The 23,159-nt window shown below is 42.7% G+C and carries 18 protein-coding genes; 1 reads left to right on the top strand and 17 read right to left on the bottom strand.

Going from position 1 to position 23,159, the window contains the following annotated elements; all coding sequences use genetic code 11:
• Positions 1-119: 119 nt before the first annotated feature.
• The 3 genes from J0L60_10915 to J0L60_10925 all read right to left on the bottom strand — a co-directional run bounded on the left by J0L60_10915 (position 120) and on the right by J0L60_10925 (position 2,024).
• Positions 120-1,205 (bottom strand): branched-chain amino acid aminotransferase, encoded by a 1,086-nt coding sequence (locus J0L60_10915; protein MBN8546627.1) that lies wholly within the window; start codon positions 1,203-1,205, stop codon positions 120-122.
• 80 nt (positions 1,206-1,285) lie between these two features.
• Positions 1,286-1,633 (bottom strand): TM2 domain-containing protein, encoded by a 348-nt coding sequence (locus J0L60_10920; protein MBN8546628.1) that lies wholly within the window; start codon positions 1,631-1,633, stop codon positions 1,286-1,288.
• A gap of 85 nt (positions 1,634-1,718) precedes the next feature.
• Entirely contained in the window at positions 1,719-2,024 is a 306-nt protein-coding gene (locus J0L60_10925) for a DUF2752 domain-containing protein (protein ID MBN8546629.1), read from the bottom strand.
• A gap of 287 nt (positions 2,025-2,311) precedes the next feature.
• On the opposite strand from J0L60_10925, the gene J0L60_10930 reads away from it, so the two are divergent.
• Positions 2,312-3,352 (top strand): SPOR domain-containing protein, encoded by a 1,041-nt coding sequence (locus J0L60_10930; protein MBN8546630.1) that lies wholly within the window; start codon positions 2,312-2,314, stop codon positions 3,350-3,352.
• A 185-nt stretch (positions 3,353-3,537) separates the two neighbouring features.
• Here the strand turns inward: J0L60_10930 and J0L60_10935 are convergent, their stop codons facing one another.
• The 14 genes from J0L60_10935 to J0L60_11000 all read right to left on the bottom strand — a co-directional run bounded on the left by J0L60_10935 (position 3,538) and on the right by J0L60_11000 (position 23,156).
• Positions 3,538-4,776: an ABC transporter permease gene (locus J0L60_10935; GenBank protein ID MBN8546631.1), complete on the bottom strand. Its 1,239-nt coding sequence runs from the start codon at positions 4,774-4,776 to the stop codon at positions 3,538-3,540.
• Positions 4,773-6,008 carry an ABC transporter permease gene (locus J0L60_10940; protein ID MBN8546632.1) on the bottom strand — a complete coding sequence of 412 codons (1,236 nt, stop codon included), beginning with the start codon at positions 6,006-6,008 and terminating at the stop codon, positions 4,773-4,775. The genes J0L60_10935 and J0L60_10940 overlap by 4 nt, the downstream gene beginning before the upstream one ends.
• The gene (locus J0L60_10945; protein MBN8546633.1) at positions 6,005-6,739 is read right to left on the bottom strand and encodes an ABC transporter ATP-binding protein; all 735 of its coding nucleotides are present in this window, start codon (positions 6,737-6,739) and stop codon (positions 6,005-6,007) included. The genes J0L60_10940 and J0L60_10945 overlap by 4 nt, the downstream gene beginning before the upstream one ends.
• Positions 6,740-6,759: 20 nt before the next feature.
• The gene (locus tag J0L60_10950) at positions 6,760-8,040 is read right to left on the bottom strand and encodes an efflux RND transporter periplasmic adaptor subunit (protein ID MBN8546634.1); all 1,281 of its coding nucleotides are present in this window, start codon (positions 8,038-8,040) and stop codon (positions 6,760-6,762) included.
• A gap of 24 nt (positions 8,041-8,064) precedes the next feature.
• Positions 8,065-9,393 carry a TolC family protein gene (locus tag J0L60_10955; GenBank protein ID MBN8546635.1) on the bottom strand — a complete coding sequence of 443 codons (1,329 nt, stop codon included), beginning with the start codon at positions 9,391-9,393 and terminating at the stop codon, positions 8,065-8,067.
• Positions 9,394-9,522: 129 nt separating this feature from the next.
• On the bottom strand, positions 9,523-10,935 hold the full coding sequence (locus tag J0L60_10960) for an HD domain-containing protein (GenBank protein ID MBN8546636.1): 1,413 nt from the start codon (positions 10,933-10,935) through the stop codon (positions 9,523-9,525).
• A 51-nt stretch (positions 10,936-10,986) separates the two neighbouring features.
• Complete coding sequence (locus tag J0L60_10965; GenBank protein ID MBN8546637.1) at positions 10,987-13,239, bottom strand: hypothetical protein; 2,253 nt, start codon at positions 13,237-13,239, stop codon at positions 10,987-10,989.
• Positions 13,124-14,389, bottom strand: a complete 1,266-nt coding sequence (gene murA / locus J0L60_10970) for a UDP-N-acetylglucosamine 1-carboxyvinyltransferase (protein ID MBN8546638.1) — start codon at positions 14,387-14,389, stop codon at positions 13,124-13,126. The genes J0L60_10965 and murA overlap by 116 nt, the downstream gene beginning before the upstream one ends.
• 9 nt (positions 14,390-14,398) lie before the next feature.
• Positions 14,399-16,306 carry a protein kinase gene (locus tag J0L60_10975; GenBank protein MBN8546639.1) on the bottom strand — a complete coding sequence of 636 codons (1,908 nt, stop codon included), beginning with the start codon at positions 16,304-16,306 and terminating at the stop codon, positions 14,399-14,401.
• Between the two features lie 10 nt (positions 16,307-16,316).
• Positions 16,317-17,042: a serine/threonine-protein phosphatase gene (locus J0L60_10980; protein ID MBN8546640.1), complete on the bottom strand. Its 726-nt coding sequence runs from the start codon at positions 17,040-17,042 to the stop codon at positions 16,317-16,319.
• 92 nt (positions 17,043-17,134) lie between these two features.
• Positions 17,135-18,235 (bottom strand): PQQ-binding-like beta-propeller repeat protein, encoded by a 1,101-nt coding sequence (locus J0L60_10985; protein MBN8546641.1) that lies wholly within the window; start codon positions 18,233-18,235, stop codon positions 17,135-17,137.
• Complete coding sequence (locus J0L60_10990; GenBank protein ID MBN8546642.1) at positions 18,232-20,928, bottom strand: BamA/TamA family outer membrane protein; 2,697 nt, start codon at positions 20,926-20,928, stop codon at positions 18,232-18,234. Before J0L60_10990 ends, J0L60_10985 begins: the two co-directional genes overlap by 4 nt.
• Before the next feature lie 198 nt (positions 20,929-21,126).
• Positions 21,127-22,893 (bottom strand): phosphoenolpyruvate--protein phosphotransferase, encoded by a 1,767-nt coding sequence (ptsP, locus tag J0L60_10995; protein ID MBN8546643.1) that lies wholly within the window; start codon positions 22,891-22,893, stop codon positions 21,127-21,129.
• A complete protein-coding gene (locus J0L60_11000) occupies positions 22,890-23,156 on the bottom strand; it encodes an HPr family phosphocarrier protein (GenBank protein ID MBN8546644.1) in 267 nt (88 codons plus the stop codon). The genes ptsP and J0L60_11000 overlap by 4 nt, the downstream gene beginning before the upstream one ends.
• Positions 23,157-23,159: the final 3 nt, after the last annotated feature.

Genomic DNA, 23,159 nt, shown 5'->3' on the forward strand with positions numbered 1-23,159 from the left:
TGAGTACCTGAGTAGATTTCCCGAGGTTCCGAGGCTCTGAAGTTCTGAGGTTCCGAAGTTCCTATAAAAAAAGCTGCCCTGTTTTAACGCAAGGCAGCTAAATATATTTTCATTTTTTGTTAGGCAGTAACCGAAACGGGTTCCACTTTTGTTGTCCAGCCGAAACGGTCGGGCAATATGCCTTTCTGGATGCCGGTAAGTTCCTTGAAGAGGCGCTCGGCAAGTTTTCCGACCTGACGATCGCAGAAAACAAGACTTTTATCTTTATACTTCAATTCACAAACCGATGATATAATGGCAGCAGTACCTGTTCCAAATACTTCGAGTACTTCACCTTTTGCATATCGTGTCAGCAACTCATCCAAAGAAACCTGTCTCTCGCTTACTTTGTATCCCCAGTCTCTCAGAATCTGAATTGCTGATTTTCTGGTGATGCCGGGGAGTATTCCACCGGTAAGCTGAGGTGTAGCCACTTCGTCGTTAAACTGCACAAATATGTTCATTGTACCGACTTCTTCAATATACTTCAATTCCACAGCATCGAGCCAAAGAGTCTGGGTGCAACCCTCTTTTTTGGCAATTTCCTGACCAATGAGGCTTGCAGCATAGTTCCCGGCAGTCTTGCACTCGCCAAGACCTTTTCTCACGGTACGAACATATTCGTCCTGAATGAGTATCTTTACGGGTTTAAAACCTTCGGGGTAATACGCTCCAACAGGTGAAAGCAACAGAATAAATTTATATGTATCGGATGGTTTGACCCCGAGAACAGGATCGTCACCATACATGAATGGTCTGACATACAAGGAATCGCTCTCCCCGCGGGGAATCCAATTCCGTTCAATCCAAACGAGTTCCTTAAGCGCATCCACACAATAGTCGACATCCACTTCGGGCATGCAAAGTCTTCTTGCAGAATTGTTCATTCTTTTGAAGTTCTCCTCAGGTCTGAATAACTGATATTCACCATCCGGAGTATAATATGCCTTTAAGCCTTCGAATATCGTCTGTCCATAGTGCAACACAGAAGTTGCAGGATGCATCTGAAGCGAAGCCAGTGATGTTATTTGAGGATTATGCCACCCTTTTGCAGGTGTGTAATCCATGACAAATACATTGTCAGTAAAGTACTTTCCAAATCCAAGCTGTTCCGGTAGAACTACCGGTTCTGTTCTTTCGAACAGATTATACTTGATATTTTCCAAATCTCCCGTCCTTTCATTTTTAGGGTGAAAGTTATACGGAAATGTACGAAAATCAGTCAATTATAAAAAGTCAAAACGAACTACAATCTCATCATCATTGCAACTTCCTGAGCTGCTTTCATGTTAAAATCGTTTGTCAGGGTCTTGTTGTTCACGAGATCCATAATAGTTCCGATAAGACAAAGACCACCGGTGAAAAGATAAAGAATACCCATTCCTATCTGACCGAGGTAAAATCTCTGAATACCGCCGGCCACGAAGAAACCGAGAACTGTTAAGATCATAACTGTCTGGGCATCTTTCCTTTTCTGCGAGTAGATCATCGCAAATTCTTTAGCCTGATCGTCTGACATTTTTGAAAAATACGATTCGAGAAAGTTCATTTCTTCGAACGATGCTTGTGGTAAAAAGTCTTGAACTCTTGCCATAGGGGACCTCTGTTATTAAATGAATTGGGTTATTGATTAGTTGAAAAATTATCATAATAGTCTTATTTAAGCAATTGCATTGTATCTATTGCTTTTGCCATAATGCTTTATCTTTTTTTTTGAAATTATATTGGGTGTATGAAATTTGCACAATCCTGTAAAGAAGCATGGGAAGTGCGAGCAACCCGAGTTTGTGAGTTTCCCAACTCAGTCCGGGCTCTCCGTGCAAAAGATAAGAAACCGACCTGCCCAATCCACATCCCGGGCAATATTCGAATCCAAGATTGCTATATATGCAAAATGTAAAATCACTCTCTTTGAACGGGTCATAAAAAAAGAGGTAAAAAATGGCTGCCACCCAAATGGTTACTTCAAACCATGGCGATTTCACAAACTTAAAAATAGCTTTTAAGATATGCAGGAAATTCTCTCTTTTTTTAAACTCAAGTTAATAAAGTTTTTCAAATAACTGAAAATAAAACGATGTTTACACATCATTTTATTGCTTTTTACGGATTAATACAGAAAAAACTAGCCTGCTTTCTGCCGGTTGTACCTTCTCTCCCCCATTGCACGAATAAATTCAGGTTAAATGCTTATTTTTAAATTTCAAAAACAACCCGTTTATCAATCTTCTAATCGCAAAGTCAATAAGTAACTGCAAATGGAAACCACCGGATGAAAAAAACAGCTTTGATAATTCTTGTGTTGATATCACTGACAATCCATGCATTTCCGCCGGATCCGTCAAACCCGGTTTTATCAAATTCTGAGCATACAATCTCTCCTCTTGAGAAGGGATTTGGAGTAGTGCTTCTGTCAGGTCCCAATCTGGATGATGCAAAAGCTCAGGCAAAGAAATTTGCTGACATGGGTATGACTGTCCGGGTTGTCAAAAATGAAGCTGCCAAAAAAAACCGCTACCGGGTTGTTGCAGGACTCTTTTCCAAAAGAACCGATGCCGAATTCTATAAAAAGGAATTACAGGCTGAACTTAAAATAAAAAAGCTTTGGGTTCTGGAGTTTACACCTGAAAACAAAGTGGTTCTCACCCTCAAAGGACAAAATACTCCAAAGAACAACGATAAAAAGGAACCCCCAAAAGAGAAAGAAAAACCCGTCGATAAAAATCCTCCACCAAAGAAGGATGGAGAAACCACCGACAAGATGACGGATAAAGAGAAAAAAAATGAACAAAAGGTAAGCGAAGAGATATCTTCTCTCTTAAATACTTACAACACAGTTCTTATTATCTATAATATCGGTGAATTGAAAACATTAAACGACTTTACTCATCCGGCCGTTGGTTTTACCGTGTTGCAGAATTCCGGTGCTTATATAAAACTCGAATGGTTCAATAAAATCGATTCAATTCTCGACCACCCCCTGATGAAGGTAGTGCCTAAATCGTGTCAGCCAAAATTCGAAGAGATTCCTCAATACAGATGTGAATTGGAGAGCTGGTCGAAAACGGGTTGTTTTATGGGGAAAATCGATCCAACTGCAAAAGAGTTTTTGCGATTCGAAAAAAAATCAGAGAACCAGGAATTGCCTTCTGCCACCCTTGAAAAAATCAAGAACTGTGAAAAATACACCCTCTGGACTTTAATTCAGACCGATAATGCCCCCTACTATCACAAATTCCGGCTTTATTTCGGCTTCATCGACGGTAGATGGTACATCACCGGCATTGACCTGACGATACCATGCTCTCTTTAGGTATTAGGTATTAGGTATTAGGTATTAGGTATTAGGTATTAGGTATTAGGTATTAGGTATTAAATTTATATAAATTTACTGTCAACTCCAAGTTTTTTTTGAAATAACTTGACTGGGATGAAACTTATGTCCTAGGCACAAAGCTCTGTATATCGAATTAATACCTGATACCTAATACCTAATACCTATTGTTCATACCTTAGTGCTTCTATTGGATCGAGGTTTGCGGCTTTGTATGCAGGATAGGTTCCGAATAGTACACCCACCATGATACAGAGACCGATACCGATAAGAATCCAGTCGTAAGGTACGGCTGCTTTTGCATTCAGGAATGACCCGGCAAGATTTCCGATACCCACGCCGAGGAAGATACCCACGAGTCCGCCCAGGAAACAGAGAAGTATCGCTTCAATCATGAACTGGAGCAAAATCTGATAACTTTTCGCTCCGATAGCTTTTCTGATACCGACCTCTCTGGTTCGCTCGGTTACTGAGACCAACATGATATTCATGATACCAATTCCGGCCGCAAGCAATGCTATGAAAGAAACAACTCCGGCACCAATTTTAGCATAGATTGTCACATCGTTTATCTGACTCATCACTGATTCATTACTGAAAATCTCGAAATCACTCTCTTCACCGGGTGCATTTTTCCTGATGGAGCGCATCATCCCGATTGCAGTTTCGATCACCTTGTCGTAGTCTTCCTTCGAATGTGAAGTAACGGTTATGTTCACACTGTTTTTATATTTGCCGTAGTATCCCTGGAAAGTGGTTATAGGAATAGTAACAAAGTTGTCACGGCTCTGACCGAACATTTGTCCCTGTCCTTCGTACACACCAATCACTTTGAGGGGTTTACCATCCACTCTGATTTCTTTACCTATCGGATCCACATTGTCAAAAATTTTCGTTGCAACATCTTTCCCCAGAATGACAACATTATTGCTGTTCTGAACATCGAGATCGCGTATTTCCCTGCCAAACTCCACTTTCCAGTCGTTGGTTTTTATGGCGAGTGCAGTAATTCCGGAAATTGACACATTCGGATTGGTCTCTTTGTTACGGTATTTTATTACTTTACCAAACTGCCACTGCTCGGCACCGACAAACTTGGCAACGGTCAGTCCATCTTTCAGCCGGTAATACTCCTCAAGAGTAATGTCCCTTCTGTTTCTGTACTTGGCCATAGCCCCCGGACCACCCGAACGGATTGCAGGGAATTTTTGTATCTGAAAGGTATTCTTGGCAAGTGATGCCACACCTTCCTCGATACTCGTTTGAAGCATTGTAATCACAGTCATAATTACAATGATTGAAAAAATACCGACTACAATTCCAAGAATTGTAAGGGCAGCTCTAAGTTTGTTTGCTCTGAGCGCCCCAAGAGCAAGTATCAATGATTCAAAAAAACTTGTCATTCGTACCTCAAAGCCTCCACAGGATCAAGTTTGGATGCCTGCCATGCCGGGGCAAATCCCGCCAGAACCCCGACTATCAGAGAAATCACGATAGCAATTACTACCGCATCATACTGAACTGATGTCGGCAGCCACTGATTGACCAGCATACTGAGCAAAACGGCATTTATGAGACCGACCAATCCACCCAGCAGACAAATTGCTGAAGATTCCATTAGAAACTGTAATAAAATTGTTCTTCTCTTAGCTCCAATCGCTTTTCTTACACCGATCTCCCTCGTCCTTTCTTTCACAGATACAAACATGATATTCATGATTCCTATCGCACCTACGAACAGGGAAAGACCTGTGATGAAAAGCCCGCCCACCGAAATAACGCCAACAGTTGAGTTGTAGTTTTCCATCAACCCTTCCTGCTGGTTTACAGAGAAGTTGTTGTCATCACCCAGACGCAATCCTCTGACCTTTCTCATTACACCGATTGCTTCATCCTTAACTTCGTTCACCATGGCATTGCTTGGAGCTTTTACATCGATGGTAACACTTCGGAAATTTGAATTTACAAAATGTTTGAACAGGACTCCGATCGGGACAAAAACCTGCTTGTCAGGGTTAAAATTGCCGAGGATGAAGCTCCCCTGTTCATTCAAAACGCCAACTACACGGAAGTCGAAACCTCCTATTTTAATAATATTGCCGAGGCTGTTACCCGCAGGGAAGAGGTTTTTCTCCACTTCCGAACCAAGTACTGCAACATATCGCGACGACTTGCTCTCGATGTCAGAATAGAATCTTCCCGACTTAAAAGTGAAATTCGTGGTTTCGAGATACTCGGCAGTGGAGCCCGAGACGAAGATATTCTCCATCGCAAGTTCTCCATTCTTTACAGTTTCGTTCGACCAGATGGTTGGAGCCACTGCCACAGGAAGTTTCGCGAGCCTTTTATATTTCTCGTAGTCTTCCATCGTTATATTGGGCCTTTTTCTGATTTTCCACCAGTCAACATTACTGAACCACTCCCACTTGTCGATATGAAGCACATCGGAACCGAGAGAACTGATCCCCCGCTGGAATGCACCGTCGATACCTTTAATGGCTGTCGACATCAACACAACTGAAGTAACACCGATTACTATGCCGAGAGTCGTCAGAAAAGTTCGAATCTTGTTCGCCTTGATAGCGGTAAAGGCTATCAGAAGTCCTTCTTTGATCTCATACAAAAAGGTACTCAAATTGTTTGAACTCCATCTTTATGTTCGCTGACAATCAATCCGGGAATGATTCGGTTAACAACAGATTTATCACTCTCGATCAGTCCATCCTTCAGTCTGATTATTCTCTGAGCATGACGCGCAACCTCATCCTCGTGGGTAACAAGAATAATGGTGTTCCCTTTTTGATGAATCTCATGAAATAGAGCCATGATCTCTTCACCCGTCTTGGAATCGAGGTTACCAGTCGGTTCATCAGCAAGAATAATGGCAGGATTTGTAGCCAGTGCTCTCGCAATTGCCACTCTCTGTCTCTGGCCGCCGGAAAGTTCGTTTGGTTTGTGATGGATTCTGTCGCCCAGTCCCACACTCTTCAGAGCATTCTCAGCTCTTTCTCTTCTTTCGTGTTTTGGCATACCCGAGTAAATCAGGGGCAGCTCAACATTGTGAAGTGAATTGCTTCGCGAAAGGAGGTTGAAAGTCTGGAAAACAAAACCAATCTCACGGTTACGGATCTCAGCGAGCTGATTATCAGACATCTGACTCACATTGTTTCCTTTGAACTCATACCTGCCGCTTGTCGGGGTATCGAGACATCCGAGCATGTTCATCAGAGTTGATTTGCCGGAACCCGATGGTCCCATGATGGCGACATACTCATTTGCATCTATTTTCAACGAAACATCCGCAAGCGCACGAACTTCCTGAGTACCGATCTTATAGATCTTCTTTATGTTCTCAATGGTTATTATGTTCATTTAACACTCAATTTCTATTTCTTTTCCTGCTTTGGTCCGCCACCGCCATTGTCAACTTTTACGAGCATGTCATTCTTCAGTTCGCGTGAGATCGCCCTGTAAGGTCCACTGACGACTTCCTGTCCCTGTTTCAGTCCCGACTTTATCTCGATGTAATTATCATCACTGATACCGCTTTTCACCGGTACTTCCTTAACTTTGCCACCATCGATAACAAACACTATCTCATCAGGTTTGTCTTTTTTCGCAGGGGTTTTCTTCTTAACAGCAGCATTTTGCTCATCCGGATTGTCTGCAGGTTTCATGTCCTCTATCTTGGCAGTTACAGACTGTATTGGAACTGTAACCACATTCACCATTGTCTCGGTCTCGATGATTGCATTGCACGACATTCCCGGACGAAGTACTGATTCAGCATCCTGAATCTTTATTTTCACTTCGAAATTCACAACCTGTTCCTGTGTACCTTGACCGGTGGTTTTGGCACTGTTTGATATTTCAGATACAATTCCGAGAAACTGTTTATCGCCGTAGGCATCAACTTTTATTTTAGCAGTATCACCAAGTTTTACATTCACTATATCATTTTCATCAACATCAACGATTGCTTCCATGTTTTTTAAGTCGGAAATCGTCATCACATTGGTACCCTGACTGAATCCGCTTCCCAGAACTCTCTCACCTTTTTCAACATTGAGCTTTGTAACGGTTCCTGTTAAAGGAGAGTTTATTGTGGTTTTAGCAAGTTGTTCGCGTGCTTCACGAACAGCAGCCATGTTTTGTGAAATATTGGCATTTGCTGCATCGAGCCCCGCTTTAGCCGAGAGCCATTGTGCCTTTATCAGATCGTATTCAGCCTGACTTGACATTCCTTTTTTAAACAATTCCTCCATCCTGTTGAGATCGAGTTGTAATCTCATCAGTTCAGCTTCCCTTTGCGCCTTCAATGCCTTGGTCGATTCCAGGCTTGCTTCAGCTCTTTCAAGTTGTGAAGCATAGATATCGGATTTGATCTTGAAAAGAAGGTCACCCTGCTTAACATTATCTCCATCCTTTACCGCAAGCTGGGTTATTTCACCTGTGACTTCAGGTGTTATCAGCACTTTGAACTCTGCTTCCACTTTTCCTGTAGCAGTTACGGTCTGAGTAACTGTACGCATTACAGCTTTTTCTGTCTGAACCACAGGAATCTCTTCCTTGGAACCTTTCGCTATGATCAGTCCAATAATTACTGCCAAAAGGACGAAAAGTATTCCGAAAACCAATATCTTTTTTGAGCGCTTTTTCTCAGCCATCTCTATCTCCAAAAATAAAATGTCTTATTCAAAATTCTCTGTATTAATCGATCCAAGATCGTACTTCAATTGTTCTTCAAGCTTTAACAAGTCGAAAAGTGAGTTCAAATAGTCAACCTGTACTCTGACGAGGTCGGTATTTGCAAGCTGCAGATTAATTAAAGTGCTTGAACCCACTTTATATCTTGCTTCTTCGAGGTCTCTGTTGGCTTCTGCAGAAATAATGCTTTTGCGTGCAACATCGATCTTCTTTTCAGCGGTCTTAAGTTCAAGATATGACTGCAGTAAATCCCTTTTGATCGCCTTCTGAAGATCTGTCAGCTCTATTTGTTTATTCTTGACCTGAATTTGGGCAAGTTGCTCGTTTGCAGTGATTGAGTAACCGCTGAAGATGGGAATACTCAGATTGAATCCAAAGCTGATCGTGCGGTTATCAAGTATGTTCCAGGGAGTTGTTCCACCGAGGGAATATGATACTGAATTTGTAATCCTGGGCATGTTTGCACTCTGAGCGAGTTCCACCCCGGATTCAGCATTTTGAAGGTCAACTTCAACTTTTCTGACATCTGATCTCTTCTTCATGGCTTCAGCCACGAGTTCATCCAAAGACCTGTCATACCAGTTATCGCCACTTACAGTATCCTTTTTCAGAGGAGTAAGCAGCTTTGTTCCATCCACAAACTCAAAATCTTCGGTAACATCAAGTCCGAGATAGTAATAGAGCCTCTGCTTGGCATCATTCAGACTCTGTTCTGCCTGAAGAAGGTCAAGTTCCGCCTGTCCTACCTTTACCTCTTGTTGCCTTACATCGGTAAGAATTCCTGATCCGACTTTCACATTTGCCTCAATAATCTTCAGGTTTTCTTTGTTCCAGTCAAGATTTTCTTTTCTCACTTTAACCAGTTCGGTGAAGTTGAGAATATTGTAATATTGAGTTATGGTCTGGTAAACAATCTCCTGCTGCAGACGCATAAGGTTCAGTTTGGCAGCCTGAATATCTCTGGTTTTCATACCTATTGAGGTGTATTTGGCAAACCCGTCAAAAACAGTGTAACTGGAACTCACACCCAGTCCCCAGCTTCTTCTTTCATCTTTCAGCGAAAAATCGCCGACCTTAAAGTCGGTCCTCGACCAGTCCCAGGAAGCATTACCTGTAACGGTCGGATACAAATCGCTTCTCGATGAAAGCAGATTGCTTTTTCCACTTTCGATCTGGTTTTTTGATTTCAGAACATTTGGATTGTTCCTGAAACCAAGCCGGATCGCTTCGTCGATGGTTAAAATTTTCTTCTCTTGTGCCGCGGCATTGAATAAGAGAATAATAGCAAAAAATGCTGCAAACAATTTATTCATTAGTCACTCCAAAGTGATTTTTGTCTATTTTCTGTAATCACCGTCACAAATTATGTAATCAGTAATTAACAGAGGAAATTAGTTTATAAACGGTCACATTTATTTATGAATGGCGGAACATTTTTGATATCAGGCGCTCTTAATGCCCGGATTCAAAAGGTTTGCCGCCTCATCCAACATATACTTATAAGCTGCATCATATTCGTTGGGAATAATCCCCTCGAGAATTGCTTCTTCGATTGCTTTTTTTACGATTCCCACTTCCCGCCCGGGTTTCAGTTTCAACACTTCCATTATCTCCTCACCCCGAACAGGAGACTGGAATGCTCTAAGGGCATCCTTCTCTCTGACCTCGAGTACTCTTTGCATCACCCTGTCATAATTCGCAAGGATGGTTTTTACTTTATACTCGTTTTTGCTTGTAATATCAGCCCGGCAGAGGGTTATCAGATCGTCAAGATCGTCTCCTGCCTCCACAATCAGTCTCCTGATCGCCGAGTCGGTCACCGAATCATTTGAAAGAGCCACAGGCCTCAAATGAAGTCTTACTAATTTTTTTATGTAATTGATCTTCGCAAAAGGAAATTTCATTCTCTGAAAGATACCCCTCATCATCCTGGCACCCAGTTCTTCATGACCATGAAATGTCCAACCCGTACCTTCAACAAATCTCTTCGTCTGCGGTTTTGCAATATCATGAACCAGTGCTGCGAACCTCAGCCACACATCATCCGTGACTTTTGAGATATTATCCACCACCAGACATGTATGATAAAACACATCCTTGTGGTGATACTCGTTTATCTGATCAACTCCGCCAAGTTTGTCAACCTCCGGAAAGACAATTTTCATGACTCCCGATTCGTACATCAACCTCAAACCGTCACCGGGTCTTTCGCCACCGAGTATTTTTATAAACTCATCCTTTACTCTCTCCTGACTTACAATCTCGAGCCTCGCAGCTTTTCTTTTCATGGCTTCAAAAACTTCGGCGTCTATAGTAAATCCGAATCTCGCTGCGAAACGGATAGCCCGCATAATCCTCAAAGGATCGTCATCAAAAGTTGTGTCAGGCTCGAGGGGTGTTTTCAGAACACCGGCGAAAATGTCTCCAATACCGTTGTATAGATCAGAAATCTCGCCAAACGAATCTTTGTTTATAGAAACAGCGATAGAATTTATGGTAAAATCTCTTCTGGAAATGTCGTCCTCGAAAGTCGAGGGTACCACTTCCGGGTTACGGCTCTCAGGCTTATAACTTTCCTTCCTGGCTCCCACGAATTCGAGATCAAAATCTCCATATTTGAAGTTTGCAGTCCCGAAATTACCATATACAATGATATCCTTTACCCCAAGTTTCCTGCCCAGATCTTCAGCGAAAGCAGTACCGTCTCCCACCACCAAAATATCAATATCCTGTTTGCCTGCCCCAAGTATCAGGTCTCTAATATACCCACCAACGACGAATGCCTTCTCGTTCCTTTGTCCGGCAATTTCTGCCGCTGCCTCTATAAAAGGCAGTTTTTGCAGATTTCCAACGATTAAATCTTTAATTTCCAAATCACTCTTTATCAAACGGCTTTCACTTCTCCACTAATTTGCAAACACAGCCTTAAATATACGATATTTTGAAATTTCCTGTTGCAACAACAATTTTTTTTCATCAATTTCCATAAGTGTAACCGCAACATTTTTGTCTTTATTCGATCTTACCAAAACAGTACACAGTTTCAACTTTCCACTGTCTGAAATGCCGGCAATGCATTCCTTTAGATTGATGGCACCGGGAAAAGGTAACACTCCGTTGTATAAAATCTCAACAATTGCCTCATATATTATCTCATCTTTCTCTTTTAATGAATAGAGAGTTCGCAGTCTCTCCTCAGAACCGAGTGAACTGTAAATAAACGGGTCCACTCCATTCTCCAACAGCCGATCCCGTAGTCTAAAAGCATTCAACATAAAATCAGGAACATTAGGATCAAGAAACTCTTTTTTGATATCCCTGACTGCCACAGTGTCACCTGTGAGATGCACAATTGAGTACTTTAGCAGTTGGGAGTTCAATCGGTCAGAGTATGACAGGTTCTTTTTTTGGAATTCGTCGATTGCTGCGAGGGCTTTTGATCTTTCTTTCAGAACCATCAGACAGTTGATTTTCCCGGCAACTGTTGAGAAACTTCCGGCAGATTCTGAAAGTCTTTGATATATTTCCAGAGCGCCGGTCCAGTCTTTGTTTCTGAAATATTCGGTGGCCAAAGCCATCTCCTCAGCAAAATATCTCGGACATGTTTTCTGTAAAAGGGGTTTTCTATCAAAATAGAAATCGAGTGTCCCCTGGCTTATTCCGCTTCGAACCATAGACATCTTCTTTTTGAATTCACCCGAGTACGCTTCCAGCGGTTTCTTGTAAACCGCCTCAAAATCTCCTGTTTCGTAGTACTCTCTGAATTTTTGAATTCCGGATGTTTCAATCATAAACCTGCTGAATGCTCCGCTGATGAGATAGGCAAGAGTCGGATTTACATTAAAAAAACCAAAACCGGGAAAAACCTGCGAGACATCCACTTTGTATTTCGAGTTCAGAGCTGCAGCCGCAAATTCATCAATCGAATAACCCCCAACAACGCCATCAGCCGTGGTGGCAGCTCCTTCTATCAGACCAGGCATAAAATTGTGGGCTACCTTAAATATGCTCCAGCCAAATTCGGCAGTAAAAAGGTGAGCCAGTTCGTGTTTCAAAGATTTCTCCAGATTGGCTCTGGTTGTATACGCCTGCCTCAACCATGGTTTGGCTACATCGGCATTTTCAACTCCGAGATACATCTTCTTGCTTTTTGAGTCTTTGAATACTACCGACTGAAGGTGTTCCGGTGGCTTGATTTTATAGTACTGCACAAGTTCATGGTAATATACTTCGTGGAGATTTGCTACATATTCCAACTCTGCAGGAGTCAGTTTTTCCTCGGATAAAATCAGGAAGTGAGGCGTAACAACTCCGTCTCTGAAGTTTTCAGTGAAATTTTCCCGCAATGTGATCAAGCCGGCTTCACGGGAGACATAATAGGAAATTGCCGGCAGGAGTATGATGATCGAGACACCAAAAATCAGCCGTTCCCTGATTTCCTTCGTTCTGAAAACGATTTCTACAATGATAATTACAAGGGCGACAATTGAAATTACCCCCCTGTATAACACAATTTTTTCGGTAACCGGAATGAACTCATCATAAATCACCCCCGGGTAGTAAGTGAAGATGGCATTGTAGAGATAGAATTGCGGATAGAGGTAGAAATCAATAATCCAGTTGAAAAGAACGAGCAAAAATAGAATAGAGAAAACCGTTTTCCTGAACTTTATTCCGGTGAGGAGAACAACAGCCGATATTGCTCCTCCCGTAAGAGGAGCCGTTAAACAAAAGACTGAGTAATACTTTAACCCGCTCAGCAAACTGCAGTCACCGGAGAAAAGATGACCGAAGAAGTAAACCACCGGAGGGATCAGAAGATAAATAACCGCTTTTTTGAAAAATGTTTTTAACCCGTCCCTGAGTTGATCAACATCTGCGGTTGATTTAAAATAAGACAGTCCTGATAAGAAAGTTATCAGGACTGCATTTAAAACAGATGCCTCGTAGCTAAAAAACTTCAGTACAGGCAGAAAAAGGAAAAGGATGTTGACTGCGAGCAAAAAACCACACGCAATCAAAAAATTTCTGTCTTCCGGGAATTTAATATTCAGTGCCCGGAACGCGTTCAATTTCAGCTCCCAAATTACGAAGTTTTTCTTCAAGTCGTTGGTAGCCTCTGTCAAGGTGGTAAATCCGGAGTACTTCGGTAGTTCCATGCGCAGCGAGTCCGCCGAGAACAAGACTTGCGCTGGCTCGTAAATCAGTTGACATAACCTTTGCACCGCTTAATTTCCTGCTTCCCTTTACAACTGCGGAATTGTCTTTAACCTCAATTTGTGCACCAAGCCTCGCAAGTTCAGGCACATGAGTAAATCTGTCTCTGTAGATTGTATCGGTGACAGTGGAAACTCCCTTGGCAGTCGCCATGTAAGCAATCCATTGTGCCTGCATATCGGTGGGATAACCGGGGAAAGGACCTGTTGTAACATTGATTGCCTCGGGTCTCACTCCTTTTGCATCGACGGTTATGGAGGAATCATCGTATGTGAAAGTAACTCCGCTTTCTTCCATTTTTGCGATCACAGAGTAGATGTGAAGCGGATTTGAAGATTTTACGGTAACTTTTCCGCCGGTAATTGCTCCTGCCAGCAAAAGCGTACCGGCTTCTATTCTGTCTGGAATTGTCTCAATATCTGCCGGTTGAAGTGAGTCAACTCCCTGAATGTGAAGAATTGGGGTACCAATTCCACCGATTTTCGCCCCCATTTTCGAGAGGAATTCAGCAAGGTTTGTGATTTCGGGTTCCATCGCTGCATTATTCAGGATTGTCTCGCCTTTTGCCAACACTGCCGCCATCAAAAGGTTGCCTGTAGCCCCTACTGAAGGGACATCAAAATTGATTCTGTTCCCCTTCAACCTTTTGCTCTTCGCAATTATGTAACCATCCACCAGATCGATATGGGCACCGAGTTTCTTCAATCCTTCAAGATGAAGATTGATCGGACGGGGTCCCCATGCACATCCGCCGGGAAGTGAAACTTTTGCATAGCCGTGTCTTGCGAGTAACGGCCCCAGAACATAAACAGAGGCACGCATCTTTTTCACATGTTCATACGGAGCTTCGAGAACTGAAACACCGGCAGTGTCCAGTGTAATCAATTCATCTTTAAAGGATGCTTCCACACCAAGGTGTCTCACTAATTTCAACATGGTGAAAACATCATTTAATTCCGGCGTATTTGAGAGCAGCATTTTGCCGGAAGCAAGCAAAGCCGCAGGAATCAGGGCAAGAGAGGCGTTTTTTGCACCACCGGCTCTTACCTCACCTGACAGAACCCTGCCACCTTTGATTATAAATTTGTCCACTAAAAATCCTTAAAAATTCAAATACAAAATCGCACCACCGGAGGCAGCCATGTAAAGCCTCGCTTTTCCGGATGTTACCGAGTTGAGAAGACTTCCCGCAACCGCCTGCTGATATTTCCAGGTCTCACCGGCGTCTTCACTTCTAAAAATATCACCCGTGTTGGATATGATCACTCCGTTTGTTGGTGAATTGAACCGGACTGCAATTAATGGTGAAGTTACATTCACATCAATCTTTTTCCATTCCCTTCCACCATCTCCGGAACGGAATATCTGACCACCACCACCGACCATCATAAACACCCCGTTTCCGACGAACCGGATATCTTTCAGGTATGTGGTCGTTACCGATGGTCCCAAAGTCCAGGTTTTACCGCCGTCTTCAGTCCTGATCAAGGTTCCGTTGTCACCGACGGCTATTCCGATGCTTCCATCCATGAAGTCGGCAGAATAGAGGTCGTTTGTAATTCCGGTCGTTCCTTTGTTCCAGGTAACTCCCTGGTCATCAGAGTAAAGGATCATGCCGCCGGCTCCAAGTAAAACCACTTTCCCGGAGGCCATTGTCTCGATCTTCAAGATATCACTTGTGCCGGGAATGGTCATTTTCTTCAATAGTGAATCCCTCGGTACGAAAGCATACAAAGTCCCTTTTGCTCCTCCGATCATGAAGCCCAGACTTGGGATGTGGGAAACGGTGTAGAGTTCGACTTTATCGGGAGACGGAATCGTCTTCCAGGTTGTACCATTATCCGAAGTAAGGATGATCGTACTGCTGTCGCCCACTGCAACTCCGGTTCCTGAACCGTCAAAAACAGCACTCCGCAGATTAACCGGCAATCCTGTATTCATCCTTTCAAACGGGTTCGCCCCCTGATACTGAGGGCTGCTCGTGGATGAAAACGAGGTGTCGAGAGAGGTTTGTTTCTTCGCTTTGAGACTGTCACCAAAACCTGAAATAAGTGTATAGAACAGGTAAACCGCCCCAATCAAACCGGCAAATGCGAGAATCGTAAAGATGGTAAATTTTATAGACCGTTTTACTTTTGCCGACTGCTGCTGCTCCATTGGCGAGCGGTCTTTCGCTGGTGCCGGACCCTGCCTGATTACATTCAGAGCATATCCGATTTCCTGAAGGAACTCGTCACAACTTGAGAAGCGTTTTGCCTGGTCTTTCTCGAGGGCTTTGGAGATTATTTTATCGATCATCGGCGGTAAACCGGGAATTGTAGCCGAAAGCTTTGGAGCAGGTTTCTTTAGATGCCCCTGCATGATCTCATATTCGGTTCCCGATTCAAAAGGCGTCAAACCGGACAGCATCTCATAAAAGGTGATGCCTATCGAGTAAATATCGCTCTGTCTGGTTGGTTCCTCGGCATTTATTTGCTCCGGACTCATATAAAGGAGCGTGCCAATTTTTGTTCCTGTTTTGGTAATTCCTTTTTCATAAATCGATTTGGAGATCCCAAAATCCATTATTTTTGCAACACCATCAGGGTCGATCATCACATTCGAAGGTTTAATATCCCTGTGAATGAAGCCTTTCTGATGAGCATAGCCTACTCCCCTTAAAATCTGTTGCAGAATGTCGAGAGCCTCGCCAAGTTCAAGAGAACCTTTCCTGTCAATTATCTGCTCCAGCGTTTCACCGTCAACACACTCCATCGCAATACCGAGATAACCCTGTTCATCTATAAAACCGTAAACCGGAATTATATTAGGGTGATTAAGTTTAGCCTGATTCCGGGCTTCTCTCTTAAATCTCTCGATAAATTGAGCACTTTGTGCTGTCTGGGCACTCAAAATTTTCAAGGCAACAAATCTCTCAAGTTTCAAGTCAAGAGCTTTGTAAACGGCACCCATGCCGCCCTCTCCCAACTTTGAAATTATCTTATAACTGCCAATTATAGCGCCTATCATAGGAGTACTTCTATTTGTTACTAATTATTATAAATGTGTAATTGTCAGTTGCACCGTTTGCTTCGACAAGATTCGATATTCTCACATCCATCTCCGAGAGATCCTCCATAGATAGAATGTCGATGATGTCATCTCTGGAAATCATGCCACTGACTCCGTCGGTGCAAAGGAGAAATTTTAGTTCGTCTGATGAGTCAAGGGCCATCTTACCGGTCTCAATTTCGATCTCATCCTTCTCACCCACCGCGCGAGTGATAATATTTTTAAAAGGATGTTTTTCAGCGGTTTGCGGAGTAATGATACCTTTGTCAACCATGTTCTGCACCAGCGAATGGTCTTTGGTCAGTTGCTGCAACTCCCCGTTAAAAAAGAAATATATTCTCGAATCACCGGCGTGTGCCCAATAAGCGCCGTTTTTATCGAGATAAAGAACAACAACAGTAGTCGCCATTCCTTTTAGTTCAATATCCCGTGAGGCAGCCTCAGTAATCCTGTCATTTGCATGCCTTATTCCTGCACTCAAACGATCCAAAGGATGACTCCCGGTTGATTCCATGAATGCTTCAATTATTGAATCAACTGCAATCCGCGATGCTGTCTCGCCACCATTATTTCCACCCACCCCATCACAAACGACGGCGAGAAATCCGTCTTCTGTTTGAAGTGTGTCTGCGTGGTCCTGGTTGGTCTCGCGAACAAGTCCACACTTTGATTCACAAATGTAATTTATATTCATAAAGGAAACTTCCGGGTACTTGTATTCAATTTTCCAAAAATTGCTAAACTGTAAAATTCCACAAACAAATTAATTAAAATTCAGGGTATTAATCAAATATGAATTACTAATATATTGCCATTATCACATCCGATGAAAAGTAATCCACCATTATAGAGAATTTCTGTCCGGATTCTCCCCCCGGTTTGCATCTCCTGAAGTGGTTTCATCTTTTCTTTATCGAGAAGTATAATTTTACCATCTGCAGCAGCGATGATAATTCTTGACTTAGTCGCAAATGCTTTCAGGTCAATCATTCCCCCTGAATCAAATGTTGCCCTGACATCGCCCGTCTTCAGGCTTATCCTGTAAACTTTCCCGGCAAGGTCACCAACAATAACCTCTCCCCCTGAAATCAGGGGAACAGCCTCTATCTTCGCCGTTTTCACACTCCAAAACTCATACCCCTCTCTGCCGGCAAGTTTTATACCCCCGCTCTCAAATGCAACGAGGTAATTGTCGCCCACGGGATAAAATGCGGTCACCACATCTTTGGTACCGCAATTAAAATAGTTAATCTCCATTGAAGTGGTGCTGATTTCGCATATTTCGCCTGTTGTCAGTCCTGCAACTATCTTGCCGGGGAATTGCAATACGACAGAGGAGATGCTCCCCTTAATCTCAAGTTGCTTTATTAAGGTAGCACTGCTGTCGAGGAAGAAAACCCCATTATCTGCAACTGTCACTATCAAACCATCAGCATCAAAAAGTGCCCCGTTTCCAATTGCCGGTAATTTTTTGTCAAATTCCTCTTTCCCTTTTAATATATCGTATTTAGCGAACTGAAAAGCGGGATTTTGTTTTTTCTTGTATAAATAATACATCTGATTACCCCGAAAAACAGGTGCCGAAACAATGGTTGTATTTCTCGTGGAGGCATAACCATTCTCTTCAAATTTATCGGGTTCAAAAGCATAAATTCGTCCGCTGTATTCGGCTGCAAACAGAAAACCCTTGTGAAAGTTCAGTGAATTCCGGAAAAAATTACCGTTCGCTTCGAGAACCGTAACCACTCTTAAAGAATCGGGGTCAACGATTGTTTTGGAATCCTCTTCCGGCAAAGTGATCTCCCTCTTCAAAGTAATGGAAGAGTAACAGCCTGTAGCAAGGAAAAATGAGCTTACGACGAAGAAAAGTGACAAAAACTTTTTCAAAAATCCCACCCAAAGAAAAACTGATAAAATAGCCCGTCCTGGAAGCGGCTGAAATTATTTTCAATCTTCTTGCCGATGTCGTATCGGAACAGAATCAGGTTGAACAGATTGAAACGAAATCCAACTCCGACACTTCCGAGGGTTTCGGTGTAGGTTTTATCCCAGAGGGAACCCGCATCAAAAAAAAGTGCTCCGCGGATTCCTGAGAAACTCAGGCCTACGAACGGGAGTTGCAGAGCAATTCTGTCAATCAAAGGGAATCTCAGTTCAACTGATGTCATCCAAAATTTCTGTCCGCGTAAACCAAATCTCGGATATCCCCTCAAATCCCAGCTCCCTCCCGCTATGTAACGGCGTGTGGTCGTCCCTTCATTCCAGTAAACAGAAGCTCGAAAGGCGAGACTTGTGGTGTATAACAGCCTCTGATAATGTCTGTAATCCACTATTAAACTGTAAAAATTCTCATTTTTATATCTGATATCGTGGGTCATTCCAAGCTGAAATCTGAATCTCATCCCATCAAGAGGACCGGAGGGTCCCCACAAGGCATTATCAAATACATAAGCAACGCTGTTGCTCAGGAGGAGTGATTTTGTGTCATTCCCAAAACCGATGATATCCTTGTTTACATTAGCGAGTGAAAGTGAGGTCTCTAACCGGTCAAAAGAGGAAAGCGGATATTGCAACACGAAGTAAGACCCAAAACTTTTTTCGTAATAGTACTCATCGCTCTCACGCAGGTCATATCTCCTCCCGCGATAATTAAATATCCCGTAGCCCCAGTTCGTCCTGTTTTTTGAATTTAACCTGAAGATATCCACATTAAAATTCTCAAGGAAATCAGATTGTGTCTCGGCAGTATTGAAAAGCAGCATAAAGAAACGGTCGTCACCTAAAAGATCACTCAATGAGAAAAGAGCTCCTCCTCTTGTACCAAAAACAGGGTCAGTCGAAATCTGACTTTGGGCGTAATCAAGGGTGTATTCCTCGGAATAATTAACAACTCCTTTTTTCGATTCTGCCGGCAGGATATCAAATTTCCCGGAATTTGTCACTTTACCGGAGTTAAGGGAGACAGTCGGCAGTTTGACTGTATCTTTTGCTTCAATGTTGAATTTATAAATATCAAAACTCAATCTTTCAATCGATGTAAAGAATATTGAATTTCTGTAGATTGAAAATGGTGATTCGAGTCCTGTGTACAAGGCAGTGACAGGTTTAAGAGAATCAGCAAACCTGCCCGATTTGATATCTATTGAGTAGAGATTGTAAACTCCATCGGCATCGTTTGCGGTAATAAGTTTTGTTTTATCGGCACTGAGCTTTGGATAGGCAAAATTTGAATTCGAGGAGGTAAGTCGGGTCAGATTTTCACCGGTATTTTTGACACTGAAAATATTGGAGAAAACCTTCGCTCCTTCAGTTGTTCTGTCGGATACAAATATTACCTCGTCCTCAATGATTCCCTCTGCGGGATAACGGTCATTAAAGTGGTCAGTGGTAAGCCGTATCAGGGTTCCGTTCGAAACCAGGCGGTAAATATCAGTGAATCCTTTTTTGTCAATACCCCTGAAAAGCAAATCCCCAGAGTTTGTAAAAGCAGGATCGGATATGGAAATGATGGAGTCCAAACGGAGCGTTTTAATTTTTTCTTTACCATTCAGATCAACGAAGTGTATTACATCACTTTCCTTTGATCTCGTGATGAAGGCCGCTGTCCCGTTTTTTGAAACAGCAAGTGACGGTTCAAAAAGATGAACAGACTCGAAATCCGCACCTCTTTCGGCAGTCAAAAGCCTTTCTCTTTTAATCTCTTTAGAAAACGATGAATCCATCTCTGAAATGTATAGTGATGAATAGCCGTCTTTGTTGGCGGTATAAACCAGATTGTACTTTTGCCTTGCAGTATCAATCCAGACAACGGGATCAAAATTGTATCCACCGGAGATTATTTTATTGGTTACCAGAGAGTTTGAAGAATGCGTATTCACCAACGGGAAATATCTCTTCCTTTCGGCTTCTGTCCACTCGGCATCAATCTCATCAATCGACTTGCCCAGCGTAATCGACATCACCTCGTCAAAATCTTCGGAAAGATGGAGGTTTTCAAGCATGCGTATGATGTACCACTTGCCATACTTCTCATTTATAAATTCCATAAATGCCTGGCCAAACTTGTACATGATGAACGAGCCGTAAACAGCGTCAATATTCTTTAGACCTGTGAAGTAATTGTTAAGCAGTGCATCCCGCATTATCATGTTTGCCTGAGCATCAGGTCTTGTGGAGTAAAATTCCGCAAGCCCCTCAACGAACCAGAGTGGAGGCAGGTTGGCCGAGGTCCATTTTCTGTCTTTATATAATCTGGTGACTTTCGAGGTCATGAATACATGAGTGAGTTCATGATTTATAACATGACGAAACTGCTCCATTGATCCAAGAAATGGAATTACCACCCTTCCTTTCAGAAATTCAAAAAAACCGCCCACTCCTTCAGGAATAAACCCCGGCGAAACATTGGTCTGTTGAAACTGAATATGGGTATTGTAAAAAATTAAAGGGATGGGATGAGTAATTGTATGTGAAAATTCAACTTTCAGCCGGGACCAGGCATCCTCAGCGATTCTGGCACCAATCTCTGCAACCGGAGCCATTTCGGCATTGTAATAAATGTCGAAATGCTCTGTCTTCATTATTCGCCAATCGAAATTTTCGTACTGAACCTTGTTTCGTCCAAAAAAATAGGATTGTGCGGGAATTATTGGAGCTAAAACCCAGAGAAGGAAAAAAACGGAGATGATAACTTTTTTGCTCAGGGAATCTCTCGAGTTCATTATCAAAAAAAATGGGGAGACAGTCCACCGCCTGATCAATCGGTCAGTGAACTGTATTTAAATTAAGTGCCGTGTCCTTTGAATATTAAACTCATCAAAGAATATCTGGATTTTTTCCAGTACATCTTCTTCACAAGGACATTTGATACATTCTTCAGCCAGTTCCTTTGCCCTTGCATAACTGAAGGATCTGATTGTTCTCTTTATTGACGGAGCTGCTGCCGGAGATACTGACAGCGATGTGATGCCCAGCCCGACAAGCAGTGGCACTGCAAGAGTATCTGCCGCCATTTCACCGCAGATGCTAATACTTATATTAAACTCCTTGCAGTCTTCCATTATATATCCGAGAGTTCTGATAACCGCAGGATGAAACTCCTGATACAGATCAGCGACAAGATCATTCCCTCTGTCGACTGCCATCATGTATTGAATCAGATCATTGGTGCCGATGCTGAAAAAATCGCTCTCAGGGGCGAGTTGCGAAGCAAGAACTGCAGCGGAAGGTACCTCTATCATGATACCAAGCTGAAATGCATCGGAAAATCTTTTTCCAGCTGCTGTCAGTTCGACCTTGCATTCCTCAATCAACTTTTTGGTCTCCCTTATTTCCTTTATCGTGGAGACCATAGGAAGCATAAACCGGATATTTTTGTTTATTGATGAACGCAAAATTGCTTTAATCTGCTGTTTGAAGAGATCTTTGTTATCGAGCAGAAATCGAATGCCTCTCAATCCCAGAAACGGATTCCTCTCCGAAGGATGGAAAAGTCTGGTTTTGTCCCCGCCAAGATCGAACGCCCGGATAGTCACCGGCTCAGGATAAATCCTCGCCGAGAGATCTGTATAAATGCGGGTCTGGGTTTCTTCATCAGGAAATTCACCAAGCTCTTCTATCAGTTGCTCTGTCCGGTAGAGACCAATACCTTTGGTACCACTCGAGGCCAGTTTCTCTATTTCCCCCGACACATCAACATTCGCCTGAAGTTCAATTTCAACTCCATCCAAAGTAACCGAAGGAAGATCCACAAGTTCTTTCATCCCCTCATTGACAGCATTCAAGTGGTCTATCTTTGACCGGAAGAAATCTATCTGCTCTTCTGTGGGATTTATAAAGACATAGCCGTAAAAACCGTCAACAATAAGTTCAGTATCCCCCTCGACTATTTCCAAAACTTTTGGGACACCGAGTACTGCAGGAATGCTTAAAGATCTGGCGATAATTGCTGCGTGAGATGTCAATCCACCGTGTTCAGTAATATAGCCTTTCACATCATTTCTCGAAAAGAGAATTGTATCAGCCGGCGTAAGTGATTCGCTGACCACTATTGTTCCCGGTACAATCTGCGACGACCATCTCTCCTTTTTCAGGTTCCGGATGATTCTGTCTCTGATATCCTCGATATCATTTGCCCGTTCCTTCATGTAAACATCTTCTGTGTCGTACATGATGGCAGTCAGTTTGTTAAACTCTTCTTTTACAATACTCTCCGGTTCCCTTTTTTCTGCAACTATTCTATCCTGAATAACTCCGACAAGATCAGGGTCTTCCAGAATGAGTAACTGAGCCTCAAATATTGCAGCCCTTTGCTCCCCCATTTTTTCTTTTGCCACTTTGAAAATTTTATCAAGCTCTTTTCTCGATCTTTCGAGTGCCTCATTGAAAGCTGCAACGGCTTCTTCAATGTCCTCAATTTGACCATCCTTGATTACAATCGCCTCTTTTGAGTAGACATATGATTTGCCGATGTACAGTCCGGGTGCAGCCGGAATGCCCTTCAACCAGTTGAACGAGCTGCTCAGCAGCAAATCATATCCTTTCATAGCTCTTCGAATCCTCTCTCGAAAAATGTACAGACTTCTTCCGACATGTTGGTTTCATCCACACCTTCAAAATCAAGATCAAGTTCACTCCCCTGAGCTGCTGCCAGAGTCATTACTCCGATGATGCTTTTCCCGTTAATTTTGTATCCGTCTTTCGAGATGTAAAACTGTGATTTGTATTTTGAAGCAATCTTTACAATCATTGCTGCCGGTCTTGTGTGCAAACCGGCTCTGTTAACAATTTTCACTCTTTTTTTTATCATTAG

The sequence above is a fragment of the Ignavibacteria bacterium genome (assembly GCA_017302895.1).
Taxonomy (GTDB): domain Bacteria; phylum Bacteroidota; class Ignavibacteria; order Ignavibacteriales; family Ignavibacteriaceae; genus UTCHB3.